Below are 26,052 nucleotides of genomic sequence, written 5' to 3' on the forward strand. Positions count from 1 at the left end.
CAGCACGGACTTGAGCGCGTGGTAGACCTCGGTGCCCCAGCGCAGCGCCTCGCGGAAGGAGTCGGCGCCGATCGGCGCGATCATGAACTCCTGGATGTCCACGTCGGTGTCGGCGTGCGCGCCGCCGTTGAGGATGTTCAGCATCGGCACCGGCAGCACGTGCGCGTTCGGGCCGCCCACGTAGCGGAACAGCTCCAGGCCGCTGGACGCCGCCGCCGCCTTCGCCACCGCGAGCGACACGCCGAGGATGGCGTTCGCGCCCAGGCGGGACTTGTCCGGCGTGCCGTCGAGGTCGACCAGCTTCTGGTCCACCACGCGCTGCTCGACGGCCTCGATGCCGACCAGCTCGGGGCCGATCTCGTCGAGGACCGCGGTGACCGCCTTCTCGACGCCCTTGCCCAGGTAGCGCTTGCTGTCGCCGTCCCTCAGCTCGACCGCCTCGTGCTCACCGGTCGAAGCCCCCGACGGCACCGCGGCGCGCTCCAGCGTGCCGTCGTCCAGCGCCACCTCTACCTCGACGGTGGGGTTGCCTCGCGAGTCCAGGATCTCGCGGGCGCCGACCTGCTCGATGACCGCCACGTGCGCTCCCTAGTCAGACCATGTCTTTACCGATGAGGAGCCTAGTTGGTGACCCACGGGTAGGCGTTTGACCCCGTTCTGGAAGTTCGACCGGAGCCGCGTGGGCTCCCCGGCGGCCTCCAGCACGCCCAGGGGGTCGAGCACGGCGCCGAAAAACGCACGTAGCTGCACGCGGGCCAGGTGCGCGCCGAGGCAGAAGTGGGGGCCGTGCCCGAACGACAAGTGGTCTATGTCACGACGCCTCACGTCGAACCGGTGGGGGTCTGTGAAGACCCCGCTCGTCCCGGTTGGCGGAGGCGAACCAGACCACGACCTTGTCCCCCTCCCCGATGGGCGTGCCGGACAGCTCGATGTCCCGGGTGGCGGTGCGGCGGAAGTGCATGACCGGCGTCCACCAGCGCAACATCTCCTCGACCGCGTTCGGCAGGAGCGTGCGCTCCTTCTTCAGGAGTTCGTACTGGTCGGGGTTGGCCATCAGGGCGATCATGCCGCCGGGGGTGCCGTTGCGGAGCGTCTCGTTGCCGGGTGGGGCACGCCGCGCGTGTAGGTGTCCGGGTCGACGATCACTGTGTTGGATTGCGCCGCCTCCGGCGTCGCGGCGAGGCCGCCTGGAAGTCGGCTTGTCGCGCCGTCTTCGCTCCGATCGAAAACGTGATCGGAGCGGAAGGCGACGCGACAAGCCGACGCGGCCTCGCGCCGTCACTGGCCATGGCACGATTCTCGCGTGATCCACGTGGAGCGCGGCGGTTCCGGACCTCTGCTGGTCCTCCTGCACGGGTTGGGCGCCACCGGTGAGGTGTGGCGCGGCGTGGTCGACCGGTGGAACGGGTCGTGGCTGGTGCCCGACCTGCCGGGGCACGGCCGGTCGGGGCCGCTGGAGCGGTACTCGTTCGGCTCGTTCGCGGCGGCCGTGGCGTCGGTGGTGCCCGCCGGGCCGGTCGCGGTGCTCGGGCACTCGTTGGGCGGTGTGGTGGCGTTGACCCTCGCCAGCGGGTGGTTCGGCGTGGACGTGTCGGCGGTGGCCGGCGTCGGCATCAAGCTGCGCTGGACCGCCGAGGAACTGGAGCGCGCCGCCGGCCTCGCGGCCCGGCCCCCGAAGGTCTTCGAGACGCGCGCCGAGGCGGTCGACCGGGCGTCGAAGCTCGCCGGTGTGCCGCTGGAGCACGGTGTCGTCCCGGACGGTCCCGGGTGGCGTCCCGTGCTCGACATGGCCGCCTTCGGTGTGGGCGCACCGGACGTCGCGGGACTGCTCTCGGCGTCGAAGGCGCCGATCACCCTGGCCGCCGGCGAGCACGACCGGATGTGCCCCGAGGTGGATCTCCACGCCGCCGCGCCGGGTGGAATGGTGCTGGCCGGCGTGGGTCACAACGCCCACGTGGAGCAGCCGGCGTCGCTCGACCCGGTCCTGGCGCGGTTGGGCGGGGCGTAGCACACGTCCTGTCATCCGGTCGGCTGTCGATGAACGGCCGACGCGCGGGTAGCGTTGATCGGACCATGACCGACAGCACCTTCGAGGCGTTCCGCCGAGCCGAGGCGCTGCTCGCGGACCGCCGCCCGTTGGAGGCGCTGCGCGAGCTGGCCGTCGTGCTCGAAGCCGCTCCGGACCAGCCGAGCGTGCAACTGCTGGCCGGTCGGGCGTACCTGGGGTCGGCGCAGCTCAAGCGCGCCGAGGCGGCGTTCCGGAAGGTCCTGGAACTCGACCCGAGCGACTACTACGCCAGGTTCGCGTTAGGGCGGACGTTGCAGCGGCAGAGCCGGTTGCCGGAGGCGTTGGCGCAGCTGCGGATGGCCGCGGCGATGAACCCGACCCCGGAGTACCAGGAAGCCCTGGGCGAGGTCAGCGCGCGGCTGGCCGTCGAACGCGACCGCTGACCCCTCGCGAGGCCGGAGGCGGCGCAATCCAACACGGTCAGCCCAGGCTGGCGCGGGCGTAGGCGTCGGCGCCGCTGAAGACCTTCTGGCCGTACTCCACCGACTGGTTGTAGGCCAGCACCGCCGTCCACCAGCCCTCCCCCGTCGCCAGGTCCCGCCCGCCCGAGCACAGGTACCGCGCCGCCGCCAGGGCCGCGTCGTCGATGTTCTGCGGGTCCGGCGGGTTGCCGTCGCCGTTGGCCCGGGCGGCGTACTTCGCCCACGTCGTCGGGATGAACTGCATCGGGCCGACCGCGCGGTCCCACGTGGTGTCGCCGTCGAGGGTGCCGCCGTCGCTGTCGTTGATCGCCTTCACGCCCGGCCGGCCGTCCAGCGCGATGCCGATGATCGGCTTGGACGGGCGGCCGTCCTCGCCGAGGCGGGCGCCGTTGATCGTGCCGTGGATGGACTCGACCCGGCCGATGCCGGCCAACGTCGCCCACGACACGCGGCAGGCCGGCTGTGCGGCCTGCATGATCAGGTCCGCCACGGCGTACGCGCGCAAAGCCCGGACCGGGATGTCGGTCTTCTGCGACACCGCCACCGCCCACGCGGTCAGCGGTTCCGCGGAGACCGTCTGCTGGCTCGGGGCGGCCTGCGGCGGCAGCTCGCCGGCCACGCCGGGGGCGGCGGACCCCGGTTCGACCTCCTGGAACGGCACCGGGAACGGCGGGTCGGCCAGGTCGTGGGGCTTCGGGCGGTTGAAGACGCTCAGCGCCCACGCGCCGCCCGCCACGAACACGAGCAGCAGGGCGACCAGGGCCAGCCGACCGACCAGGTTGCCTACGCCGCCGCGAGCCGGGGCTCGCGGCGTGGTTTTCTCGGGCGGCGGGACGACCACGCACCCCAGGCTACGTGCTCCGGCCGGCAGCCGGACACGGACGGGTGAAACCGCAGGTCAGGCCATGGTCGTTGGGGTCGTGGTGGTGGCCTGCGGGGTGGTTTCGGTGACCGATGGCGTGGTCGGCTGCAACGTCGGCGGAGTGCTCGTCGACGGGCTCTCGGTCGACGGCGGCGCCGAGGTCGGCGGCGGGGTCGTGGCGGACGACGTGGGCTGGGCGCTCGTCGTCGGGACCACCACCGACGACGACGGGGACGGCACCGTCGGCAACGGCACCTCCGGCACCCACGGCACCTCCGGCAGGCCCGGTGCCGGCGGCACGCCCGGCCCCGGCGGCACCTCCCCGGCCGGCGGCGCCCCCGGTGTGGACGCCTGGCTGCGCTGCACTGTTCGGCGTTCCGGCGGCTCGCCGATCAACGCGGCGGGATCGTCCGGCAGGGGCGCGGTGGTGCGCAGGCTGACCAGGGTCGGCCGGCCCGGCGCGTCCGTGCGCCGACCCTGCTCGACCGGCGGCTCCGACTCCGCCCCGAACGTCAACACCAACGCCAGCACCCCGCCCAGCGCCGCCACCGGCAGCAGGACGACAGCCGAAACACACCCGCGCCCGCTGCGCGGCAACTCACGATGACTCACGAACCGGAACCCCCGACCAGGATCTTGCGTGCTACTCATTGATCGGTTCGGGGGCACCGGTCGCAACCACCGCCGCACCACACGGTCGGGTGAACTCGATCAGGCGAGGGGCGGGAGCTGCGGCGGAACGGCCGCCGGCCGGGTCTCCAGCGCCTCCAGCGCCAGCCGCACCGCCGTGTCCAGCTGCGGGTCCCGCCCGGCCACCCGGTCCTGCGGCGTGATCACCACCTCCACGTCCGGGTCCACGCCGTGGTTCTCCACGCCCCACCCCGCGCCCTCGAACCAGCTCGCGTACCGGGGCTGCGTCACCACCGTGCCGTCCACCAGGTCGTAGCGCATGTCGATGCCGATCACCCCGCCCCACGTCCGGGTGCCGACCACCGGCCCGATGCCCAGCTGCTTGATCGCCACGTTCACGATGTCGCCGTCCGACCCGGCGAACTCGTCCGCGATCGCCACCACCGGCCCGCGCGGCGCGTCCGCCGGGTAGCTGTCCGCCGTGGTGTAGCCGCGCGCCACCGACCAGCCGATGACCTTGCGCGCCAGCTTCTCCACGACCAGCTGCGAGGTGTGGCCGCCGCCGTTCTCCCGCACGTCCAGCACGACCGCCTCGCGCATCAGCTCCACCCGCAGGTCGCGGTGCAGCTGCGCCCAGCCGGCGCCCATCATGTCCGGCACGTGCAGGTACCCGACCCGCCCGCCGGACAGCTCGTGCGTGCGGGCCCGCCGGTCGGCGACCCACGCGTGGTAGCGCAGCGGCTCGTCGTCCTCCAGCGGCACCACGACCACCCGGCGCGGCTCCCCGCCGCCACCCGGCCGCACGGTCAGCTCCACCGGCTTGCCCGCCGTGCCGACCAAGAGCGGCGCCGGACCGGTCAGCGGGTCGACCTGCCGGCCGTCCACGGCCACGATCGCGTCACCCGGCCGCACCGCCACGCCGGGCGCGGCCAGCGGCGACCGGGCCGCCGGGTCGGAGGTCTCGCCCGGGATCACCCGGACCACCCGCCACGCCCCGGACTCGTCGCGCTCCAGGTCCGCCCCGAGCAGCCCCACCGGCCGCCCGCTCGACCCGCCTGACGAGATCACGTACGCGTGCGAGGTGCCCAGTTCGCCCTGCACCTCCCACAGCAGGTCCACCAAGTCCGAGTAGCTGCCCAGCCGGTCCACCAGCGGCCGGTAGCGGTCCAGCACGCCCTGCCAGTCCACGCCGCCCATGTCGGTGCGCCAGAAGTGGTCGCGCATGAGCCGGCCCGCCTCCGCGTAGGCCTGGCGCCACTCGGCGGCCCGGTCCAGCACGACCCGCACCCGGGACAGGTCCACGTCCACCGAGTCCGGGTCGTCGGAGTCGACCTTCCGGTCCGACGGCACGACCCGCAGGTCGCCGCCGTCCAGCACGACCAGGCGCTGCCCGTCGCCGCTGACCGCGTACGAGTCGAGCCCGTCCACCAGCACGTCGGCGCGCGCCTTGGTCAGGTCGAACCGCTCCAGCACCTTGCGCGGCGGCCGGCTCGACGGCGTGGCCAGGTTGTCGCCCAGCACCCCGCGCAACGGGCTGCGCAGCCACAGCAGCCCGCCCTTCGCGGCGGTCAGCGACGAGTACCCGGCCGCCGCGACCGGCAGCGGCACCACCCGGTCGGCCAGGCCGTCCAGGTCGACCACGGTGATCGGGTTCTCGTCCTTGTGGTCCTTGTCCTTGTCGTCCTTGTCGTCGTCGCCGACCGGCCGGCCCAGCCGCAGCGGGTCGAACGGCGAGGGCGTCGTGGCGGCCAGCGGCAGCAGGTAGGGGCGGCAGCCGGTGGGGAAGGACAGGTCGAACACGTGCGCGTCGTACACCGGGTCGAAGCTGCGGATGGACAGGAACGCCAGGTAGCGGCCGTCCTCGGTGAACGCGGGCGAGAAGTCGGCGAACCGCAGCGGGGTCACGTCCACCACGGACAGGTCGGTGGTGTTGGTCATCCGGATGTGGTGCAGCGGGCGCGGACCGGGGTGCGACCAGGCCAGCCAGTTCGAGTCCGGCGAGAACGCCAGGTCGCTGACGTTGGGGTTGGCGTCCCGCAGCACCTCGCGGACCTCGCCGGACTCCACGTCGACCAGCAGCAGCCGCCCGTCGTGGGTGGCCACGGCGACCTTGCGCCCGTCCGGCGCGACCGCCAGCTCCAGCACCCGCCCGAGCCGGCCGACCGCGACCCGCCGCGGCGAGTTGCCCGGCTCGACCCCGCCGACCGGCGCGAACTCCAGCCCCTCCTCGCCGTCCGCGTCGGTCACCCAGACCACGGTGTCGCCCACGACCCGCGGCAACCGGTTGCGCGCCCCGGGCTGCTCGGCCAGCGCCCGCGCCGGCCCGTCCCGGTGGGTCACCCAGTGCACGGTGCCGCGCACCTCGACCACGCTGGCCCGCCCGGTCTTGTCCGGGTGCACGTCCTCCGGCCGGGGCGTGATGTGCCGGGGCCGGGTGGCCGTCCGGGGTCCGCCCAGCAGGATTTCCAGCTTGCGCGGCTGCGCGTCGAGGCTGTCGAGCACCCACAGGTCGCCCGCGCTCTGGTAGACGATCCGCTCGCCGTCGGTCGTCGCGGCCCGCGCGTAGAACTCCTGCTCGGTGTGCCGCCGCAGGTCCGAGCCGTCGGGCAGGCACGAGTACACGCTGCCCACCCCGTCGTGGTCGGACAGGAACGCCAACCGCCCGCCGACCCACATCGGCGCGCTCAGGGTCGAGGTCAGGTCGCTGAGGATGCGGGAGAACTCGCCGTCCCCCTTGAGGTCGACCCACAGCTTGCCCGCCGACCCGCCCCGGTACCGCTTCCACCAGGCCGGGTCGTGCCCGTAGTTGGACGTGATCGCGACGACCCCGTCCGGCCCGTACGCGACATCGCCGACCCAGCCGAACGGCAACCGCCGGGGCGGCCCGCCGTCGACCGGCACCGCGTACGCCCACTTGCGCACGGACGTCGCTTCCCCGGTGGAACTGACCGCCAGCACCTCGCCCTGGGGCGTCCACCCGCGCACCCCGGTGGTCCACGACCCCCAGTGCGTCAGCCGCTTCGCCTCGCCGCCGGTGACCAGCGCGAGGTGCACCTCGGGCGCACCGTCCCGCCGGCTGGACCAGGCGAGGTGCGTGCCGGTCGGGTCGAACCGCGGGTTGCCCACCGGCACCTGGTCCGCGGTCACCCGGAACGCCCGCCCGCCCGCGAGCGGGGCCAGCCAGACATCGTCCTCGGCCACGAAGGTCACGAGGTCGCCGTGCAGGTGGGGATGGCGGAGGTAGGCCTGTTCGCTCACCTGATCGACGTTAGCGCGCCCTCCTGACAACCGCGATCATGTTCGCCTGAACCGGTCCGCACACCACCACCCCCGCACGCAGCGCGCTCCCACGCACGCAGCGCGCTGCTCTTCGGCGCGCAGCGCCGTCGGGCAGTGCCGCCGGGGCACACACCCCAACCCGGGCTTCTTGCTTGTGTCATCCTTGGTGGCTCGCCCGCCGGCGAGGCGCTTTTAATCTTTAGACTCGCGCTTCCCCGCTCAACCCCACGCTTCGCGGGGCTGAACGCAACTCGCTCCCCGCTACTGGAGGAGGAACGCGCTTCGCGCTCTTGAACCGCGCTGACGCGCTCAAGCCGAACGCGCTTCGCGCTCTTGAACCACACTGACGCGCCCTCAAACCCAACGCGCTTCGCGCTCTCAAGATCAAAAGCGGCGCTCGCCGCGCGGCAGGCCCCCCGGGGGAGGCTGATAGCCCATAGGGCGCCTGCGGCGCAAAAGCGGCCGCTACGCGGCGAAAAGCAGCGTCTGCCCCTGTTCGCGTCGGATGTCAGGAAGGCCAGTGGGCGCGCCAGTCCTCGGCGGTCAGCTTCGTGATGCCGGCCGCCCGTGCCGACTTCTCGGCCGCCCGGACCCGCGCCTCGAACCGCCGGGCCACCGCCCGCAGCTCGGTCTCCGGGTCCTCGCCCGCCAGCTTCGCCAACGCCGCCACCGCGAACAACGTGCTGCCGACGTCGTCGCCCTCGGGCAGCAGGTCCACCGGCAACCCGGCCCGCGCGGTCCGCTGCGCCAGCTTGCCCGCCAGCGCCACCGCGGGCTGGCCGGTGGCGACCCCGTCCAGGCTGGACTCCCGCTGCTTCTCGACCTGCTTCAGCTCTTCCCACCGGTGCTGCTGGGTGTGCGCGTCCCGCACCGCCGGGTCGTGGCCCTCGAACACGTGCGGGTGCCGGCCCACCAGCTTGGCCACCAGGTCGCCGGCCACCTCGTCGATGCCGAACGGCTCGACGTCCTCCGCCGCGATCCGCGCGTGGAACAGGACCTGCAGCAGCACGTCGCCCAGTTCCTCGCGCAGCGCCGCCCGGTCGCCGTCCTCGATGGCCTCCAGCAGTTCATAGGTCTCCTCGACCAGGTACTGCCGCAACGACTTGTGGTCCTGCTCGGCGTCCCACGGGCAGCCGCCCGGCGACCGCAGCCGGTCCATGACCAGGGCCGCGTCCACCAGACCGGTGCCCACCGGGCCGCGCACGACGTCGGCGCCGGCGGCGATCAGGTCACGCGCGCGGGGGTCGTCCAACGACCCGGTCAGGTACACCACCGGGCCGGGGACGTCCGCCCACGCCGACACCCCCAGCTCCGCCCACACCTCGGCGTCGAGGTCGGGTGAAGCGAAGACCGCCGCCGCGCCCCGCAGAGCGGGCAGCGCGGCGGCGGGCAGGACGGTCTGGGAACCCAGCAGGACGACGGTGCTCACGACTTCGAACGTACCGCCGCCTGGAAACCGGCGAGCGTGTCCTCGCTCGCGGCGCACGTCATCGCCGACGGGTCCCACACGCCGAAGCGCGGGTTCACCCTGATCTCCGGGTCACCCGCGAGCCGCTGGGCCAGCCGCATCCCGATGGCCTCCAGGGCCCGCGGCGCCAACTGCTCGGTGGACACCTCGCCACGCGGGCGGACGTCGTCCTTGAAGTCCCTCACGTAGGCCACGAACCACTGCGCGTTGCCCTGCTCCGGGGCGAACGCCACGACCGTGCCCGGTCGCACCGCGAACAGGGGGGTCGCGGCGAACCTCGGCACCTCGGCGGAGTGCACCTTCTCGCCGCTCCCGGACAGCTGCTGCCCGTCCGGGCTCGTCGGAGCGGCCTTGACGAACTCGGCCATCTTGGCCGGGTCCTTCTCCACCTGCCTGGCCTTCTCCTTCGCCTCGGTGTCGTCCTTGGCGTAGAAGTAGTCGAACGTGACTTCCATCCGGTCGACGTGCTTGCGCCCCAGCTCGACCGCGAGGAGCTGGGTCTTCGCCCAGTCGCGGTACGTGGTGGCGTCCCAGACGGTCCGCTCGGAGGCGGTCTCCGCGCCGCCGGCGTCGTCCACGGCCTGGGTCACCGCCTCCTCGGACACGGTGACGCCCTCGCGTTCCGCGGCGCGCTTGACCAGCTCCTGCTGGACGTAGGCGCCCATGGCGATCCGCGCGACCTCGTCGAACTTGTGCTGTTCCTGGAGCTTCTGGACCTCCGGCTCCTTCTTCCGGAGCGCGTCCAGCCGCTGCTGGACCTGCTCTAGCGGGATCACGGAGTCGCCGATGATGGCCGCCGCGCCCACCTGGCTCGGGCCGGTGCCGCAGCCCGCCACCAGGAGTGCGACCGCCGCGCCGACCAGGGTGAAGCGCCTCTGCACTGTCCTCACGCCGGCTACCTTCTCACGAACCGGTGACGCCGCTCACCCCGCCCTCCTCGCTAGCGCTCGGAGGGCGGAGCGAGCGGAGCTGCTGTGTTGGATGGCGAGTTCGCAAGCTCACGCGCGCGAGTACCCGCCAACGACTCCAAAAAGTGAGCGCACCAGTCGATCAGTTCCTGGTCGCGGAGCAGGGGTGCGCCCATTCGGCCGCCTGCCGCCCCCTCGGTCGGCCTAGGCACGCTCACCGTGCCCGTAACCTGCTTGTACACCGCCTTCGGGAACAGCCGGCGCATCCGCACCAGCTGCGAGTCCTTCAGCTCCAGCGGGGCGAAGCGGATCGTGTTGCCCTGGGTGGCGACCTCGGTGACGCCGTGCCGGCGGCAGGTCTGCCGGAACCGGGCCACCGCGAGCAGCCGCTCGACCGGCAGCGGCGGGGTGCCGTAGCGGTCCTTCAGCTCGTCCCACACCGCCCGCAGCGCGTCCTCGTCGGCCGCCGCCGCGATCTTGCGGTAGGCCTCCAGCCGAAGCCGCTCGCCGGGGACGTAGTCGTGCGGGATGTGCGCGTCGACCGGCAGGTCCACCCGGACCTCGGCCAGCTCCTCCTCGCCGTCGACCTCCGCGCCCGCGTGCCGGCGGAACGCCTCCACGGCCTCGCCGACCAGCCGCACGTACAGGTCGAACCCGACGCCCGCGATGTGGCCGGACTGCTCGGCGCCCAGGATGTTGCCCGCGCCGCGGATCTCCAGGTCCTTCATGGCCACCGCCATGCCCGCGCCCAGCTCGGTGTTCTGCGCGATGGTCGCGAGCCGGTCGTGCGCGGTCTCGGTCAGCGGGGCCTCCGGCGGGTACAGGAAGTAGGCGTACCCGCGCTCGCGGCCCCGGCCGACCCGGCCGCGCAGCTGGTGCAGCTGGGACAGGCCGAGCATGTCGCCGCGCTCGACGATGAGCGTGTTGGCGTTGGAGATGTCCAGGCCGGTCTCGACGATCGTCGTGCACACCAGCACGTCGTACTCGCGCTCCCAGAACCCCTGGATGATCTTCTCCAGCTTGTCCTCGTTCATCTGGCCGTGCGCGGTGACCACGCGGGCCTCGGGGACCAGGTCGCGGATGCGGCGGGCGGCCTTCTCGATCGACGACACCCGGTTGTGCACGTAGAACACCTGGCCGTCGCGCAGCAGCTCGCGCCGGATCGCCGCGCCGACCTGCTTGTCGTCGTACGGGCCGACGTAGGTCAGGATCGGGTGCCGCTCCTCGGGCGGGGTGAGGATGGTGGACATCTCGCGGATGCCCGCCAGCGACATCTCCAGGGTGCGCGGGATCGGCGTGGCGGACATGGTGAGCACGTCGACGTGCGTGCGCAGCGCCTTGATGTGCTCCTTGTGCTCGACGCCGAACCGCTGCTCCTCGTCCACGATCACCAGACCGAGGTCCTTGTAGCGCAAGCCCTTCTGCAACAGCCGGTGGGTGCCGATGACGACGTCCACCTCGCCGTCGGCCAGTCCCGCGATGGTCAGCTCGGCCTCGGTCGGGTCGGTGAACCGGGACAGGCCCTTGACCTTCACCGGGAACGCCCGCATCCGCTCGGTGAACGTGTTGAGGTGCTGCTGGGCGAGCAGGGTGGTGGGCACCAGGACGACGACCTGCTTGCCGTCCTGCACCGCCTTGAACGCCGCCCGCACCGCGATCTCGGTCTTGCCGTAGCCGACGTCGCCGCAGATCACCCGGTCCATCGGGACCGAGCGCTCCATGTCAGCCTTGACCTCGTCGATCGCGGCCATCTGGTCGACGGTCTCGGTGAACGGGAACGCGTCCTCCAGCTCCCGCTGCCACGGGGTGTCCGCCGCGAACGCGTGGCCGGGCGCGGCCTGGCGGGCGGCGTAGAGCTGCACCAGCTCGGCCGCGATCTGCTTGACCGCCTTGCGCGCCTTGGCCTTGGTGTTCTTCCAGTCGCTGCCGCCGAGCTTGTTCAGCGTGGGCAGCTCGCCGCCGACGTACCGGGACACCTCGTCGAGCTGGTCGGTGGGCACGAACAGCCGGTCGCCGGGCTGGCCGCGCTTGGAGGACGCGTACTCCAGCACCAGGTACTCGCGGGTCGCGCCGGCGACCGTGCGCTGCACCATCTCCACGTACTTGCCGATGCCGTGCTGCTCGTGCACCACGAAGTCGCCGGGCTTGAGCGCCAACGGGTCCACCGCGTTGCGGCGGCGCGACGGCATCCGGCGCATGTCCTTCGTGGACGTCCCGCCGCGCCCGCCGGTCAGGTCGGTCTCGGTGAGCACGACCAGGGCCAGGTCGGGCAGCGCGAAGCCGTCCTCCAGCGCGCCGCGCACGACCGACACCGCCCCGGCCTTCGGTGGCGTGTCGAGGGTTTCCCGGAGCACGGCGGGCACCTCGGCGTCCGCGAGCTGCTCGACCGCGCGCTGGGCGGTGCCCGCGCCGGGGACGACCAGGACGGCCGTGCCGCCGGACGCGGTGTGCGCGCGCAAGTCGGTGAACGCCCGGTCCACGTCGCCCTGGTAGGCCTCGACGTGCTTGAACTCCAGGCGGACGACGTCGCCGCCCTCGGTGGTCAGCTGGCTGAGCGTCCACCACGGCCGGCCCTTCGCGCGGGCCGCGTCGGCGACCTCGCCCAGGCCGCGGTAGGCCGACGCGCCGAGGTCGATCGGGGCCTTGCCGCCGCCCGCCGCCGCCATCCAGGAGGCCTCCAGGAACTCCTGACCGGTGCGGACGAGGTCGTGGGCGCGGGCGCGGATCTTCTCCGGGTCGGCCAGCAGGACGTGCGTGCCGTCCGGGACGACGTCGGTGAGCAGCTGGAGTTCGCCCTCGCACAGGGCGGGGATCAGCGCCTCCATGCCCTCGGACGGGATGCCGTTGGCGATCTTGTCGAGCATCTCGGCGAGCTGGGCGTCGGCCTGGTGCTCGGCGGCCAGCGCGGCGGCGGTCTCCTTGACCCGGTCGGTGAGCAGCAGCTCGCGGCACGGCGGGGCGGTGAACTTCGTGACGCTCTCCGGCAGCGAGCGCTGGTCGGCCACCGAGAACGGCCGGATCTCGCTGACCTCGTCACCCCAGAACTCGACCCGCAGCGGGTGCTCGGCGGTCGGCGGGAACACGTCGAGGATGCCGCCGCGTACCGCGAACTCGCCGCGCTTCTCGACCATGTCGACGCGGGTGTAGGCGAGCTGGGCGAAGTCGTTGAGCAGGTCCTCGAAGTCGTGCTCGACACCGACTTCGAGGTCGACGGGCTTGAGGTCGCCCAGGCCCGGGGCCATCGGCTGGATGAGGCTGCGGACGGTGGCGACGACGACCTTCAGCGGCTCGTCACCGGGGTGCTTGAGCCGGCGCAGGACCTGGAGCCGGGCGCCCACCGTGTCCGCGCGCGGCGACAGGCGCTCGTGGGGCAGCGTCTCCCAGCTGGGGAAGTTCGCCACGGCGTCGCGCCCGATGAGGTCGCGCAGCACCCCGGTCAGCTCGTCGGCCTCGCGGCCGGTGGCGGTGACGGCGAGCACCGGCACCTTGCGGCTCAGCGCGGCCACCACCAGCGGCCGGGCGGCGGGCGCGCCCTCCAGCTCCAGGTCGGGTGCGCCGGTGGAGTCGACCAGCGTGGTGAGCGCCTTGTCGGACAGGACAGCGGTCAACAGGCCGGACAGCGGGCCGGACTGGGGCATTGCGTGGCTCCCTTGGGGGCAGACGAGAACAGACCCCTGCCCGGGACCTTGACGCCGCCGCGAGGGGTGCTCGCCCACCAGCCTACGGGCACCCCACGACACTCCGCCGGTCGATTACCCGGAGGCGGTGCCCGCGCCGAGGAACGCCCGGACCACCGGCAGCACGTCGTCCCGCCGGGCCCAGCCGCCGCCGTGGTCCGCACCGGGCACCGCGAAGAAGTCCGCGCCGACCCGCCCGGCGACCTCGCGCATCGGGTCGTGCCACGGGTCCTCGGTCCCGCAGTACATGAGCAAGGGCACGCGGGTGCCCATGAGCGCGGCGTGGAGCCCGCGGTCGGCGGAGAACGCCGCGAAGTTGGCCCGCAGGGCCTCCGGGTCGGCCGCGTCGATCACCGCCGCCTGGTCGGGGTCCGCGCACGCGCCGTCCCGCAGCAGCGTGAACGGGTCGGTGTCGGCAGGCAGGCCGTACCGGCGCAGCGCGTGCTCCAGCCCCGACCGGAACCCGTCGACCGGGTCCCACGCCCGGCGACCACCCGGGTGCACCGCTCGGGCGCGTGCACCGCCATCCCGAGGACGGTCAGCGCGCCCAGCGAGTACCCCCAGCACGCGGCGGCCTCGATCTTGAGGTCGTCCAGGACGGCGGTCACGTGCGCGACCCGACGCGGCAGGGCGTACGCGGCCGGGTCGTGCGGCCCGTCGCTCGCGCCCAGGCCCAACGGGTCGATCGCGATCACGGTGTGCTCGGCCCGCAGCACGGGCGTGTAGCCGCGGCGCGCCCAGTCCTCGCCGACGCAGAACATACCGGGGTGCAACACCAGCGGCGGGCCGTCCCCGGTGACCTCGTAGTGGACCTTGAGCCCGTCAACGCGCGCACAAGGCATGTCGAAGCCCCTTCGACCTGGAGAGTTACCTCTTGTACCGGGCGATGATCAACCACGATGGACGCCTTCGGAAGGAGGCACTTTCTTGTCCCGACGGCACACAGAGGTGACCGACCAGGTCACGGACGACTGCCCGCTGCGCGACGTCCTCGCGGTGATCGGCGACAAGTGGAGCGCGCAGGTGCTGGTGCGGCTCGGCGACGGCCCGCGCCGGTTCAGCGAGTTGGAGCGGTCCATCGAGGGCGTCAGCCGCCGGATGCTGACGTTGAGCCTGCGCAACCTGGAGCGCAACGGCCTGATCACCCGCACCGTGCACCCGGACGCCCCGCCCCGCGTCGAGTACGCCACCACGCCGTTGGTCGAGGAGATCCGCGGACCGCTGGAAGCCCTGGCCGACTGGGCCGCCCGCCACCGCGCCACGATCACCGAGGCCCGCCGGGAGTACGACCTCGCGCACTGAAATCCCGTTGACCGGCCGATCACGCTGAAGTCGTGGAGTACAAAGAGGTCCGTGCCGACTACGACGATCGGCACATCACGGTGTACCAGGCGTACAACGACGCCACCGGGATCGCCGGGCGGGCTTCGCAGCGGTACGTGGACGAGTGGATCGTGGGCATCACCGACATCACGCCCCCTGGTCCACGAGATCCACGCGCTGGTCCGCGCCGGCCACCTGGACGAGGCCACCGCCCGCCTGCCACACGAACGCCCCTATCCACTGTAGGGCGAATTCACACCGTAGTGGGCATGCTGAGCGGTATGCGCCGGGTTGTCGGAGTTGCCGCCTTACTGCTGGTCGCCGGGTGTTCCACGGCCGAGTCCCCCGGCGGCAGCGCGCCACCCGCCGACCCGCCCAAGGGCATCAAGGTCGAGGTCGTCGCCGACGGTCTCAGCCACCCGTGGGAGGTCGGCTTCCTGCCCGACGGCCGAATGCTCGTCACCGAGCGCCCCGGCCGACTGGTCCTCGTGGACAAGGGGCAGAAGACGCAGATCAAGGCCGATCTGGGAGACGTCGTCGCGCGCGGCGAGGGCGGGCTGATGGGCCTGCTCGTGCACCCCGACTTCGCCACCACCAAGCGCTTCACCGCGTGCTTCAACACGGCGAACGACATCCGCCTGGTCACCTTCGAACTGGACGGCTTCCAGGCGAGCCGGGTGAAGAACCCGCTGCGCGACGGTTTCCCGGCCAACCCCAGCGGACGCCACTCGGGCTGCCGCTTGTCGCTGGACAAGGACGGCTCCCTCCTCGTCGGCACCGGCGACACCGCCCGGGCGTCGATCCCCCAGGACCGCAACAGCCTCGGGGGCAAGGTCCTCAAGCTGAACCTGGAAACCGGCGAGGGCGGCGTCCTGACGTACGGCCACCGCAACGTCCAGGGCGTAGCCGTGCGCAAGGACGGCTTGATCATGGCCGCCGAACACGGCCCGGACGTGGACGACGAGGTGAACGTCATCAAGCCGGGCGCGAACTACGGCTGGGACCCGTCCAAGGGCGGCACCGAGGGCGGGTACGACGAGGACGTGCCCATGACCGACCTGGAGCGCTTCCCCGACGCCGTCCCGGCCGTCTGGTCGTCGGGCCGCCCCACGGAGGCGATCTGCGACGCCGTGTTCCTGGAAGGCGCGGAGTGGGGCGACATGGACGGCGTGCTCGCGGTTACCGCGTTGAAGGGGTCCAAGGTCCTGCTGTTCACGGTCACGGTCGAGGGCGGCGTGCACTCGGTGTCCATCCCGCCTGAACTGGACGACACCCACGGCCGCCTGCGGGGCGCCGAACTCGGCCCGGACAAGGCCCTCTACGTGACGACGTCCAACGGCACCAACGACAAGGTCCTCAAGGTGACCCGAGGCTGACACCCGCTTTCGGCGCGCAGCGCCCTGCACTTCGGCGCGCAGCGCCCTGCACTTCGGCGCGCAGCGCCCTGCACTTCGGCGCGCAGCGCCCTGCACTTCGGCGCGCAGCGCCGTCGGGCAGTGCCGCCGGGGCACACACCCCAACCCGGGCTTCTTGCTTGTGTCATCCCCGTATGGCCCGCCCGAAGGGCTACCACAGATTTCCCGGGTGCAGCCGAAAAGTTTTGCGAGGAACGAGCAAAAGTTTTCAGCGGCACCCGGGAAATCTGTGGTCGGCTTTGCCAGGCCATGCGGTGGGGGAACCGAAGCCCCGCCTGTGGCTGATAGCCAGCCCGCCGCGCGGAGCGCGGCGAAAAGCGAAAAGCAGCCGCTGGGCGGCGAGAAGTGGGGTCAGCGGCCTCGGCGGCGGAGTTCGGCCACCAACAACGGCATCAGTTCGTCCACGAATGCGCAGTCGTAGCCCTGGCCGTTCATCAACGACAGCGCGAACCGGGTCTTCTCCACCTCCGCCGACGACGCGCCGATCATCCCGTCCAGCGCGATCCCGACCTCCTCCAGCACGCGGTCCACCTGCGAGGTCCGGTAACCCCGCCGGTTCGGGCCGGCCATCGGGATCTTGATCATCCGCAACTGCTTCCACGACGTGATCGCCGGCAGCGCGCCCGGCCGGAGCGGCCCGTCCGACAGCTGCTTCTCCACCCGGGCCAGGAACGCGTCGACCTCGGTCTCGTCGTAGCCCCTGCGGCCGAACATCGGGCGGCTGAACTTGGCTTCGCGGATGTCCTGGGCGGTCAGGTCGTCGTTGCCCAGGAGGGTGGCCTCGATGCGGTCCAGGAACTTGTCCACCTGGGACTCGTGGTAGCCGCGGCGGCCGCGCGGGGGTTTGCCGAACTCGACCGTGCGCACGTCCCGCGCGGTCAACGGGCGGGAGCCGACGTTGGGGCGGGGGCGGACGGGCGGCGGCGGCGGGGTCTGTTCGAGGGTCACCACGACGAGGTCCAGGAAGGTGTCCACGTCGTCCTCGTCGTAGCCGATCATCCCGGGCGGGGCCCAGGAGAACTCGTGGTCCTGGACCTCCAGCGCGGTCAGGGTGTCGCGGCCGGCCAGGGTGGCTTCGATGCGGTCCAGGAAGGCGTCGATCTCGCCCTCGTGGTAGCCCCGGTTCCCCGGCCTCGGCTTGTGGAACCGGACGCCGCGGACGTCCTGCGGGGTCAGCCTCGGGGCGGGCCGCATGGCGGTGGACGTGGCGTGCGCGCCTTGCGCCGGGGCCACGGCCTGTCTGCGCTGCGGGGTCGATCTCAGGGTTTCCGCGACCAGTTCGAGGAACGCGTCCACCTCGACCGCGTGGTAGCCGGGCTGCGCGGGGCGGAACCGCATGCGGCGGACGTCCTGCTCGGTCACGTCGTCGCGGCCCAGGAGGGTGGCCTCGATGCGGTCGAGGAAGTCGTCGACCTGGCGCTCCTCGTAGCCCGGCGTCCCGGGCGGCGGGCGGTGGAACGCGACCTGGCGCAGGTCCTGGGCGCTGAGCAGCGGCGCCGGGTGCGCCGGTGCGTGCGGACGCGGTGCCGTGGTCGGACGCGGTGCCGTGGCCGGACGCGTGGCCGTGTGCGGACGCGCTTCGAACCCCACCCTCATCTCCTTCTCTCGTGTACCGGGGAGTATCTCCGGACGGAGGTGAAGTTGTTTCGCCCCTTTGGCTCAATGCGGTGGAGATCGTTCTACTCTGACCCCCATGAGCCGGTTCGTGGACACGATGGTGGCAACCGCTGCGAGTGCCAACGATCGAGGGATGACGACGGGTGAGCCGACCGCTCCGACCCGTCGCACGTGGGCGGAAGTGCACGAGGAGGCCCGGCGGATGGCCGGCGCGCTCGTCGCGGGCGGGGTCGCGCCGGGCGAGGCGGTGGCCGTGCTCGCGGGCGACCCGGCGGAGATCGCGCCCGCCGTGCAGGCGGTGTGGCTGTCCGGCGGCAGCATCACCATGCTGCACCAGCCCACCCCGCGCACCGACCTCGCCGAGTGGGCCACGGACACCCTGCGCGTGCTGGCCATGATCGGCGCCCGACTCGTCCTGCTGGGCAGCCCGTTCGACGCGCTCGCGGGCGTCCTCGACGAGAACGGCGTGTCCTACCGCAGGCTCGACGAGCTGGACGGCGACCCGCTGCCCGCGCCGGTCGAGGTCGACGAATCCGCGACCGCCCTGCTCCAGCTCACCAGCGGCTCCACCGCCGACCCGAAGGCCGTCCGCATCACGCACGGCAACCTGTGGTCCAACGCGAAGGCCATGGAGGAGGCGGCGGAGCTCGACCCGGAGACCGACCGGATGGTGTCGTGGCTGCCGCTGTTCCACGACATGGGGATGGTCGGCTTCCTGACCGTGCCGATGCTGTTCGGCATCGACCTGGTGAAGGTCACCCCGGTCGACTTCCTCGCCCGCCCCACGCTGTGGCCCGACCTGATCAGCCGCTACCGGGGCACCATCACCGCCGCGCCGAACTTCGCCTACGCCATCGCCGCCCGCCGCATGGGCGGCGTGGAGGACGGCACGTGGGACCTGTCCCGGCTGCGGATCGCGCTGAACGGGGCCGAGCCGATCGACCCGACCGCGGTGAAGGCGTTCACCGACGCGGGCGCGCGGTTCGGGATGCCCGCGGAGTGCGTGCTGTGCGCGTACGGCATGGCGGAGACGACGCTGGGCGTGGCGTTCGCGCCCGTGTTCACCGGCATGGCGGTGGACCACGTCGACCCGGACGAGTTGGAGGCGAACCGGCGCGCGGTGCCGGTGGAGCCCGGTCCGGACGCGCGGTCGTTCCCGCTGCTCGGTCCGCCGCTGCCGGGCCTGGAGGTGCAGGTGGTGGACGACTCGGGCGCGGTGCGCGGCGAGCGCGAAGTGGGGCAGTTGCGCGTGCGGGGCGAGGCCGTCACACCGGGCTACCTGACCGTGGACGGCCCGCTGGCCACGCAGGACGCCGAGGGCTGGCTGGACACCGGCGACGAGGGCTACGTGGTGGACGGCCAGGTCGTCGTGTGCGGGCGGCGCAAGGACGTGATCATCATGGGTGGCCGCAACATCTACCCGACCGACATCGAGCGGGCGGCGACGTCCGTGGAGGGCGTGCGGGCGGGCAACGCGGTCGCGGTGCGCCTGGACGCGGGGACGCGGCGGGAGCGGTTCGCCGTGGTCGTGGAGTCCAAGCACGCGGGCGAGGACGACGCGGTGAAGGACCTGACCAAGGAGATCAACGCCCGGGTCGTGGACGCGGTGGGCCTGCGCCCGTTCGCGGTGGTGGTCCTGAAGCCGGGCAGCCTGCCCAAGACCCCGTCCGGCAAGCTCCGCCGCTCCGCCGCGGCGGCCCTGGTGCCGGCCTGAGGACGAAGCCTGCCTAGTGGAACTTGTTCTGGGCGGCTTCCAGGCCCAGTTCGAGCAGGGCCTCGACGGCGTCGGCCGCGCGGTCCAGTTCGAAGGCGAGTTCCTTGCGCTCCACCAGGGAGAAGTCGCGCAGCACGTAGTCCGCCGGGTCCATGCGGCCCGGCGGGCGGTCCACGCCGAAGCGGACGCGGTGGTAGTCCTTGGTGCCCAGGGACTTGGTGATCGAGCGCAGGCCGTTGTGGCCGTTCTCGCCGCCGCCCAGCTTCATCCGGACCGCGGCGAACGGCAGGTCCAGCTCGTCGTGCACGACGACGATGTCGGCGGGCCGCACCTTGTAGAAGCGCGCGGTGCCCGCGACCGGGCCGCCGGAGGTGTTCATGTAGCCGCGCGGCTTGGCCAGCACCACCTTGCGCGAGCCCAGCCGTCCTTCGAGGACCTCGGCGCCGGCCTTGTGCGCCTTGAACTTGCCGCCGATCCGGTCGGCGAGCACGTCGAGGACCATGAACCCCACGTTGTGCCGGTTGCCCTCGTACTTGGGGCCCGGGTTGCCCAGGCCCACCACCAGGGCGATGTCATCGGCCACGGAACCGCAACTCCTGCTCAAGCTCGTCCAACAGGGCGTCCACCGCGCGGGTCTGGTACCCCCGCCGCAGGCCGGACGTGGTGCTGAACCTGGTGTGGCGGACCTCGGTGGCGGTCATCCGGCCGCGCCCGTCCAGGGAGGCGGCGGCGCGCGCCAGGAACGCGTCGACCTCGCCGCGATCGTAGCCGTTGGACGACCGGGGGATCTTCACCGCCAGCAGGTCCGCGCCCGTGCGCAGCCCGGTCGGCGGCACCAGCCCGGCCCGCAGCTGCCACTCCATGCGGGTCAGGAACTCGTCCACGGACCGCTGGTCGTAGCCGCCGGGCACCTCGTGGAAGACGACCCGGCGGACCTCGTCGGGGTGAAGCGCGCTACGCCCGGACAGGGCGTCGGCGATCCGGATCAGGAACGCGTCGACCTGGGCGGGGTCGTAGCCCTTGCCCCGCCGGCCGCGGGGGAAGGACGTCGAGCGCACCTGCGCCGGGCTGAGCGACGCGAACGGCACGCCGCCCCCACCCGGAGGCGGGGGTGACGTGCCGTTCGACCAGCCCGACGTGATGGGCTCAGCTCTCTTCGGAGGCCTCGGTGTCCGCGGCCTCGCCCTCGCCACCGTCCAGCTGGGCGGCGGTCGGGGCGGCGTTCACGGCGAGGACCAGCGCCTCGGCGTCGGTCACCAGGCCGACACCGGAGGGCAGCTTCAGGTCGGACGCGTGGACCTGGGTGCCGGCCTCGGCGCCCTCGATCGACAGCTCGATCTGCTCCGGGATGTGCAGCGCCTCGGCCTCGACCTGGATCGTGGTCAGGTCCTGGGTGACCAGGGTCGCGGCGGCGGGCTCACCGGTGACGACGACGGGCACGTCGACGGTGACCTTCTCGCCCCGCTGCACCAGCAGCAGGTCCACGTGCTCGATGTAGTTCTTGATCGGGTGCGTGGTGACGGTCTTGGTCAGCGCGAGTTCGCTGGTGGAGTCGATGTCCAGCGTCAGAACTGCGTTGTGACCGTGCTCGCGGACGACACGGGCGAACTCGAGCGCCGGCAGGGCCAGGTGCTTCGGGTCGGAGCCGTGGCCGTAGAGCACCGCGGGGATCTTTCCGGCACGACGGGTGCGGCGGGCGGCGCCCTTGCCGAACTCGGTGCGCTCCTCTGCGGCGAGACGGACCTCGGACACGGTGGGGCTCTCCTAACGGTCTGGCCTTGAAACGTCGGGCGGTACTTCGGTGCGCAAAGCGGGGTGCTGGCCTACGACGACGGGCGGCGCGGAGGGTGGACACGCGCGGCATCACCACAACCGCCGCGTCGATCACGACAAGCGTGACGCTCGCCCTCGCCGAGGCAACCCGACCAGTGTAGGCCGGTCTCCGAACTGGTCCTAATCGGGGGTGCCCCGGGATAGGCCCCACCGTCGGATGAACGCGAACACGCCGGGGCACCCCTTTCGGGCACCCCGGCGTGTCGGGTCGGCTCTCTCAGGCGTTGCCGTCGAAAAGGCTCGTGACGGAGCCGTCCTCGAAGACCTCCTGGATCACGCGGGCCAGCAGGGGCGCGATCGGCAGCACGGTCATCGCGTCGAAGCGCTTCTCGGCCGGGATGGGCAGGGTGTCGGTGAAGACGACCTCGCGGGCGCCGCAGTTGCGCAGGCGGTCCACCGCCGGGCCGGAGAGGACCGGGTGGGTGGCGGCGATCACCACGTCGGAGGCGCCCTCGGCCAGCAGCTGCTCCACGGCCTTCACGATGGTGCCGCCGGTGTCGATCATGTCGTCGATCACCACGCACAGCCGGTCCTTGACCTGGCCGACCACGCGGTTGGCGACGACCTCGTTGGGGCGCAGCGGGTCGCGGGTCTTGTGGATGAACGCGATCGGCGCGCCGCCCAGGGTGTCGGCCCACTTCTCGGCCAGCTTGGTGCGGCCGGCGTCCGGGGACACCACGGTCAGCTCCTGGCCCGCGTACTTGTCGCGGATGTGCTCGGCCAGCAGCGGCATGGCCCACAGGTGGTCCACGGGGCCGTCGAAGAAGCCCTGGATCTGGGCGGTGTGCAGGTCGACGGCGACCAGGCGGTCGGCGCCGGCGGTCTTGAACAGGTCGGCGACCAGGCGGGCGGAGATCGGCTCGCGGCCGCGGTGCTTCTTGTCCTGCCGCGCGTACGGGTAGAACGGCATGATCACGGTGATGCGCTTGGCGGAGGCCCGCTTGAGCGCGTCCACCATGATCAGCTGCTCCATCAGCCACTGGTTGATGGGCGCGCAGTGCGACTGGATGACGAACGCGTCGCAGCCGCGCACCGACTCCTCGAAGCGGACGAAGATCTCGCCGTTGGCGAAGTCGTAGGCCGACTGCGGGGTCACCGACACGTTGAGGTGCTTGGCCACCTGCTCGGTCAGCTCGGGGTAGGCGCGACCGCCGAAGAGCATCAGGTTCTTCTTCGGGGTCCCGGGCATGGTGGGGTTCACGGTCAACGCCCTTCCTCGGCGGTTGTCTCGGCATTCTGCGACGCCAGGGCGTCCTGTGCCGCTTGAGCGGCAGGGGTGCCGGGCCTGCGGTTCAGGACCCACCCCTCGAGGTTGCGCTGCGGACCGCCGGACACGGCCAGCGCGCCCGGCGGCACGTCGCGGCGCACGACGGTCCCGGCGCCGGTGTACGCGCCGTCCCCGACGGTGACGGGGGCGACGAACATGTTGTCCGAGCCGGTGCGGGCGTGGGACCCGATGACGGTGCGGTGCTTGTTGACGCCGTCGTAGTTGACGGTGACGCTGGCCGCGCCGATGTTGGAGTGCTCGCCGATGGTGGCGTCGCCGATGTAGCTCAGGTGCGGCACCTTGGAGCCGGTGCCGATCTCGGAGTTCTTGACCTCGACGAACGTGCCGATCTTGCCGTCGGCGCCGAGCCTGGTGCCGGGGCGGAGGTAGGCGAACGGCCCGACCGAGGCGCCCGCGCCGATCTGGGCGCCGGTGCCGTGGGTGCGCACGACGGTCGCGCCCGCGCCGATGGAGCAGCCGCTGAGGGTGGTGTCCGGCCCGACGACCGCGCCTTCGCCGACCACGGTGCCCGCGCGCAGCTGCACGCCGGGCTCGATGGTGGCGTCACGGCCGATCTGCACGTCCACGTCCACCCAGGTGGTGGCCGGGTCGATCACGGTGACCCCGGCCCGCATCCACTGTTCGACGATCCGCCGGTTCAACTCCGCACCCAGCCGAGCGAGCTGGACCCGGTCGTTGACGCCCTCCACCAGCCACGCGTCGTTCGTGATCACCGCGCCGACCCGCTTGCCGTCGCCGCGCGCGATGGACAGGACGTCGGTCAGGTACAGCTCGCCCTGCGCGTTGTCGGTGGACAGCCGGGAGAGCCCGTCGCACAGCACCTCGGCGTCGAAGGCGTAGACACCGGAGTTGATCTCGTTGATGGATTGTTGAACAGGAGTCGCGTCCTTTTGTTCAACAATCCCCTCGACCTCGCCGGCCTCGTTCCGGACGATCCGGCCGTAACCGGTGGGGTCCGGGACGATCGCGGTCAGCACGGTCACGGCGTTGCCGGCGTTCCCGTGTTCGACGAGCAGGTCGTTCAACGTCTGGGCGTCGAGCAGCGGGACGTCGCCGTAGGTGACGACGACCGTGCCGGTCAGGTCGGCGGGCAGTTCGGCCAGGCCGCAGCCGACCGCGTGGCCCGTGCCCTTCTGCTGCTCCTGGACCGCGACGGTGACCTTGCGGTCCAGTGCGGTCGACAGGCTGTCGAGGTGTGCGGTGACCGCGGCCCGGCCGTGCCCGACGACGACGGCCAGGTGGTCGGGATCGGTCCCGGCGGCGGCGCGGACCGCGTGCTCCACGAGGGAGCGGCCGGCGATCCGGTGCAACACCTTGGGGGTGGCTGAGCGCATGCGGGTGCCTTCACCCGCTGCGAGGACGATCGTGCTGACTGGGGTGGAAACACCCTCGAGCATCAGCGCTCTCCCTAGCTGAGTGCGTGCCTGCCAGCGGGAAGGCCTGGCTCCCGCCAGGTGCTGATACTAAGCCTCCGAGCCCCCCTCGCCTTCCACGGCGGCAACCTGGCAGTTACCTGTCGGACCCCACCCCGACACCGTCCGGAGACCCCTTCCGACCGCCGCGAACACCCCGGACCGCCCTCGTCGCCGACCCCTCCGGGACCTGACCCGGACCGGCGGATCGCAAGCCCCCCAGTGCATCTACGCCCCACGCGACGACGAATCCCGCTCGAACGAGTGACCCCCACGCCGGTCTGGACCAGACGACGGGAACGATCACCGGACGCACCGGTGATGTGCCCGCAATCACGCCCCGCGACCAGAACTGTCGTACCCCGATGGGACAATGGAGACGGGGGCCGGAGGCCACACCCCGGACGCGCCGCGCCGATCAGGCCTCGGCCGACGCCTCGCCCTCGACGGCCGCCACCTGGCACCCACCTCGCCGCTTGGCCAGGTACATCGCCGAGTCCGCCCGGGCCAACGCCTGGTGCGCCGACTCCCGGGGCCGCACCGAGATGACCCCCACCGACAACGTCACCCCGCGCGACAAGTCCCCCGGCAACGTCGCCACCGCGTCCACCGCCCGCCCCAAAGCCGCCTCCGCCGCGTGCAAAGGCGCCCCCGGCAGCAGCACGACGAACTCGTCCCCGCCGTACCGCGCCACCAGGTCGTCCCCGCGCAACGCCTGCCGCAGCGTCGAAGCGATCACCCGCAGCACGTCGTCGCCCTCGGCGTGCGAGTGCTTGTCGTTGACGACCTTGAACCCGTCCAAGTCCACCAACGCGATCGCCATCGGATGCGTCTGCGCACTGATCAGCGCACCCAACCGGTCATCCAGAGCCCGCCGGTTCGGCAACCCCGTCAACGGGTCCTGCAAAGCCTGCTGCGCGATCGCGCCATGAGCCCGCGTCAACCGCTCGTGGTCACGCCGGGTCACCAGGGTGGCGGTCCGGGCCTCCTGCATCTGCCACAGCTCCACCTCCAGCGCGTTCGCGTAGAACTGCAACGCCGACGTCGTGTGCTCCCCGTGCGGACCGGACAGCTGCGCGTACTCCCGCACCAGGCACAGCATCAAAGTCGGCTCGGACGTGTCGTGCTCCAGCCGCGTCCGGGCGTCCGACAGCACCTGGAGCGCCTGCTGCGGCAACTCCTCCAGCGCCAGGCACCGGGACAGCGCGATGGACACGATGATCAGCTCGCGCGCGTACATCGACAGCTCGCGCAACCGCCACAGCGGCGCGATGTGCTCGGGCCCCGGCTTGGCCAGGGCGTGCGCGGCGCCGATGATCGGCACTTGCTCGGCCGCGGACCGGTCGCGCCGGCCGGGGTGCAGGGACTCGCGGAACGGCCCCTCCACAGCTTCGGCGATGGCGGACGCGGTGGCGAACTTGGTCGCCGCCTCCTCCAGGTTGTCCACCCGCTCCAGCCGCAGGCCCCAGCCGATGAGCATCCGGGCCCGGTTCATCAGGTGGATGTAGATCAGGTGCGGCCCGGCGCTGTCCCGGATCGCGTTGTGCGCCCGCGCCAGGACCTGGTCGGCCATCTCGTACACGCCGAGTTGGGTCAGCACCAGGCCGGTGCTCTGCAGCGCGTTGGCCAGCAGCCGGTCCCACGTGCGCTTGTCCAGCATCGGGTCCGGGGTGAGGTCCTCCTCCAGCATGGCCAGGCCGCTGGCGACCTCGGTCAGCGCCTTGTCCTCGAACCCGCCCAGCAGGTACCGCCGGCCGCGCAGCGCGTGCGCCTCGGCCTCCAGCACGACCAGGCCGTGCCGGCGCGTGTGCGCGAGCAGCTCGTCCAGCATGGAGTCGGACATGTCCACGAGTCCGGGCGTGACCAGCCGGACCACCGCCGCCGCGCGCAGCAGCTGGCCGACGATCCGCGGCTCGCCGCGGGCCTGCGCCTCGGCCAGGAGCTTGTCGACCTCGTGGGTCGCCTCCAACTGGTCCGAGAGGTGGCTGCTCTGGGCCACGGCGACAAGCTCGCTCGCGCGGCCGACCAGCCACGCGTCGGACATCTCGTGGAGCGCCGGCACCACGTTGCCCTGCTCGTCGACCGCTTCCTCGTGCAGCGACTCACACCCCCATGCACCCGCAGGGTCCACCGCGC

Annotated in this window: 20 protein-coding genes and 2 pseudogenes; 5 read left to right on the plus strand and 17 right to left on the minus strand. The window is 72.2% G+C overall.

The window, feature by feature from the left end; all coding sequences use genetic code 11:
• Together eno and RIN75_RS27165 are read right to left on the minus strand one after the other, a co-directional pair.
• Positions 1 to 579: pseudogene (eno, locus tag RIN75_RS27160) on the minus strand (phosphopyruvate hydratase); the annotation flags it as partial.
• 9 nt (positions 580 to 588) lie between these two features.
• Positions 589 to 1,102, minus strand: a pseudogene (locus tag RIN75_RS27165) (cytochrome P450); the annotation flags it as partial.
• A gap of 201 nt (positions 1,103 to 1,303) precedes the next feature.
• Here RIN75_RS27165 and RIN75_RS27170 point away from each other — a divergent pair.
• Positions 1,304 to 2,008, plus strand: coding sequence for an alpha/beta fold hydrolase (locus RIN75_RS27170; protein ID WP_309114866.1), 705 nt, complete (start codon positions 1,304 to 1,306; stop codon positions 2,006 to 2,008).
• Between the two features lie 65 nt (positions 2,009 to 2,073).
• Entirely contained in the window at positions 2,074 to 2,451 is a 378-nt protein-coding gene (locus RIN75_RS27175; RefSeq protein ID WP_309114867.1) for a tetratricopeptide repeat protein, read from the plus strand.
• A gap of 37 nt (positions 2,452 to 2,488) precedes the next feature.
• Here RIN75_RS27175 and RIN75_RS27180 read toward each other — a convergent pair whose 3' ends face one another.
• From RIN75_RS27180 to RIN75_RS27215, 8 genes are all read right to left on the minus strand, one after another.
• On the minus strand, positions 2,489 to 3,331 hold the full coding sequence (locus tag RIN75_RS27180) for a lytic murein transglycosylase (protein WP_309114868.1): 843 nt from the start codon (positions 3,329 to 3,331) through the stop codon (positions 2,489 to 2,491).
• 57 nt (positions 3,332 to 3,388) lie between these two features.
• Positions 3,389 to 3,964 carry a hypothetical protein gene (locus RIN75_RS27185; RefSeq protein WP_309114869.1) on the minus strand — a complete coding sequence of 192 codons (576 nt, stop codon included), beginning with the start codon at positions 3,962 to 3,964 and terminating at the stop codon, positions 3,389 to 3,391.
• A 99-nt stretch (positions 3,965 to 4,063) separates the two neighbouring features.
• Complete coding sequence (locus RIN75_RS27190) at positions 4,064 to 7,240, minus strand: PDZ domain-containing protein (RefSeq protein WP_309114870.1); 3,177 nt, start codon at positions 7,238 to 7,240, stop codon at positions 4,064 to 4,066.
• Positions 7,241 to 7,769: 529 nt separating this feature from the next.
• A complete protein-coding gene (locus RIN75_RS27195) occupies positions 7,770 to 8,690 on the minus strand; it encodes a MazG family protein (protein WP_309114871.1) in 921 nt (306 codons plus the stop codon).
• Complete coding sequence (locus RIN75_RS27200) at positions 8,687 to 9,619, minus strand: SurA N-terminal domain-containing protein (RefSeq protein WP_309114872.1); 933 nt, start codon at positions 9,617 to 9,619, stop codon at positions 8,687 to 8,689. The genes RIN75_RS27195 and RIN75_RS27200 overlap by 4 nt, the downstream gene beginning before the upstream one ends.
• A 50-nt stretch (positions 9,620 to 9,669) precedes the next feature.
• Positions 9,670 to 13,275 (minus strand): transcription-repair coupling factor, encoded by a 3,606-nt coding sequence (gene mfd / locus RIN75_RS27205; RefSeq protein WP_309114873.1) that lies wholly within the window; start codon positions 13,273 to 13,275, stop codon positions 9,670 to 9,672.
• Between the two features lie 114 nt (positions 13,276 to 13,389).
• Positions 13,390 to 13,668: a hypothetical protein gene (locus RIN75_RS27210; protein ID WP_309114874.1), complete on the minus strand. Its 279-nt coding sequence runs from the start codon at positions 13,666 to 13,668 to the stop codon at positions 13,390 to 13,392.
• Positions 13,665 to 14,156: an alpha/beta fold hydrolase gene (locus RIN75_RS27215; protein WP_309114875.1), complete on the minus strand. Its 492-nt coding sequence runs from the start codon at positions 14,154 to 14,156 to the stop codon at positions 13,665 to 13,667. The genes RIN75_RS27210 and RIN75_RS27215 overlap by 4 nt, the downstream gene beginning before the upstream one ends.
• Before the next feature lie 85 nt (positions 14,157 to 14,241).
• On the opposite strand from RIN75_RS27215, the gene RIN75_RS27220 reads away from it, so the two are divergent.
• Together RIN75_RS27220 and RIN75_RS27225 are read left to right on the plus strand one after the other, a co-directional pair.
• The gene (locus tag RIN75_RS27220) at positions 14,242 to 14,616 is read left to right on the plus strand and encodes a helix-turn-helix domain-containing protein (protein ID WP_309114876.1); all 375 of its coding nucleotides are present in this window, start codon (positions 14,242 to 14,244) and stop codon (positions 14,614 to 14,616) included.
• A gap of 302 nt (positions 14,617 to 14,918) precedes the next feature.
• Positions 14,919 to 16,013 carry a PQQ-dependent sugar dehydrogenase gene (locus RIN75_RS27225; RefSeq protein WP_309114951.1) on the plus strand — a complete coding sequence of 365 codons (1,095 nt, stop codon included), beginning with the start codon at positions 14,919 to 14,921 and terminating at the stop codon, positions 16,011 to 16,013.
• Between the two features lie 390 nt (positions 16,014 to 16,403).
• Here the strand turns inward: RIN75_RS27225 and RIN75_RS27230 are convergent, their stop codons facing one another.
• A complete protein-coding gene (locus RIN75_RS27230; protein WP_309114877.1) occupies positions 16,404 to 17,642 on the minus strand; it encodes a DivIVA domain-containing protein in 1,239 nt (412 codons plus the stop codon).
• Positions 17,643 to 17,745: 103 nt separating this feature from the next.
• Here RIN75_RS27230 and RIN75_RS27235 point away from each other — a divergent pair, with 103 nt between their 5' ends.
• Positions 17,746 to 19,383: a fatty acyl-AMP ligase gene (locus RIN75_RS27235; protein WP_309114878.1), complete on the plus strand. Its 1,638-nt coding sequence runs from the start codon at positions 17,746 to 17,748 to the stop codon at positions 19,381 to 19,383.
• A gap of 13 nt (positions 19,384 to 19,396) precedes the next feature.
• On the opposite strand, the gene pth is transcribed toward RIN75_RS27235, so the two are convergent.
• The 6 genes from pth to RIN75_RS27265 all read right to left on the minus strand — a co-directional run bounded on the left by pth (position 19,397) and on the right by RIN75_RS27265 (position 26,047).
• Positions 19,397 to 19,966 carry an aminoacyl-tRNA hydrolase gene (gene pth, locus RIN75_RS27240; protein WP_309114879.1) on the minus strand — a complete coding sequence of 190 codons (570 nt, stop codon included), beginning with the start codon at positions 19,964 to 19,966 and terminating at the stop codon, positions 19,397 to 19,399.
• Positions 19,956 to 20,471, minus strand: a complete 516-nt coding sequence (locus tag RIN75_RS27245) for a DivIVA domain-containing protein (protein WP_309114880.1) — start codon at positions 20,469 to 20,471, stop codon at positions 19,956 to 19,958. The genes pth and RIN75_RS27245 overlap by 11 nt, the downstream gene beginning before the upstream one ends.
• A 58-nt stretch (positions 20,472 to 20,529) precedes the next feature.
• Positions 20,530 to 21,135 (minus strand): 50S ribosomal protein L25/general stress protein Ctc, encoded by a 606-nt coding sequence (locus RIN75_RS27250; protein ID WP_309114881.1) that lies wholly within the window; start codon positions 21,133 to 21,135, stop codon positions 20,530 to 20,532.
• 298 nt (positions 21,136 to 21,433) lie between these two features.
• A complete protein-coding gene (locus tag RIN75_RS27255) occupies positions 21,434 to 22,405 on the minus strand; it encodes a ribose-phosphate diphosphokinase (RefSeq protein ID WP_309114952.1) in 972 nt (323 codons plus the stop codon).
• A gap of 14 nt (positions 22,406 to 22,419) precedes the next feature.
• Positions 22,420 to 23,901, minus strand: coding sequence for a bifunctional UDP-N-acetylglucosamine diphosphorylase/glucosamine-1-phosphate N-acetyltransferase GlmU (gene glmU / locus RIN75_RS27260; RefSeq protein ID WP_309114882.1), 1,482 nt, complete (start codon positions 23,899 to 23,901; stop codon positions 22,420 to 22,422).
• Positions 23,902 to 24,334: 433 nt separating this feature from the next.
• Positions 24,335 to 26,047, minus strand: coding sequence for a GGDEF domain-containing protein (locus RIN75_RS27265; protein WP_309114883.1), 1,713 nt, complete (start codon positions 26,045 to 26,047; stop codon positions 24,335 to 24,337).
• Positions 26,048 to 26,052: the final 5 nt, after the last annotated feature.

Source organism: Saccharothrix sp. (assembly GCF_031180885.1).
Taxonomy (GTDB): domain Bacteria; phylum Actinomycetota; class Actinomycetes; order Mycobacteriales; family Pseudonocardiaceae; genus Actinosynnema.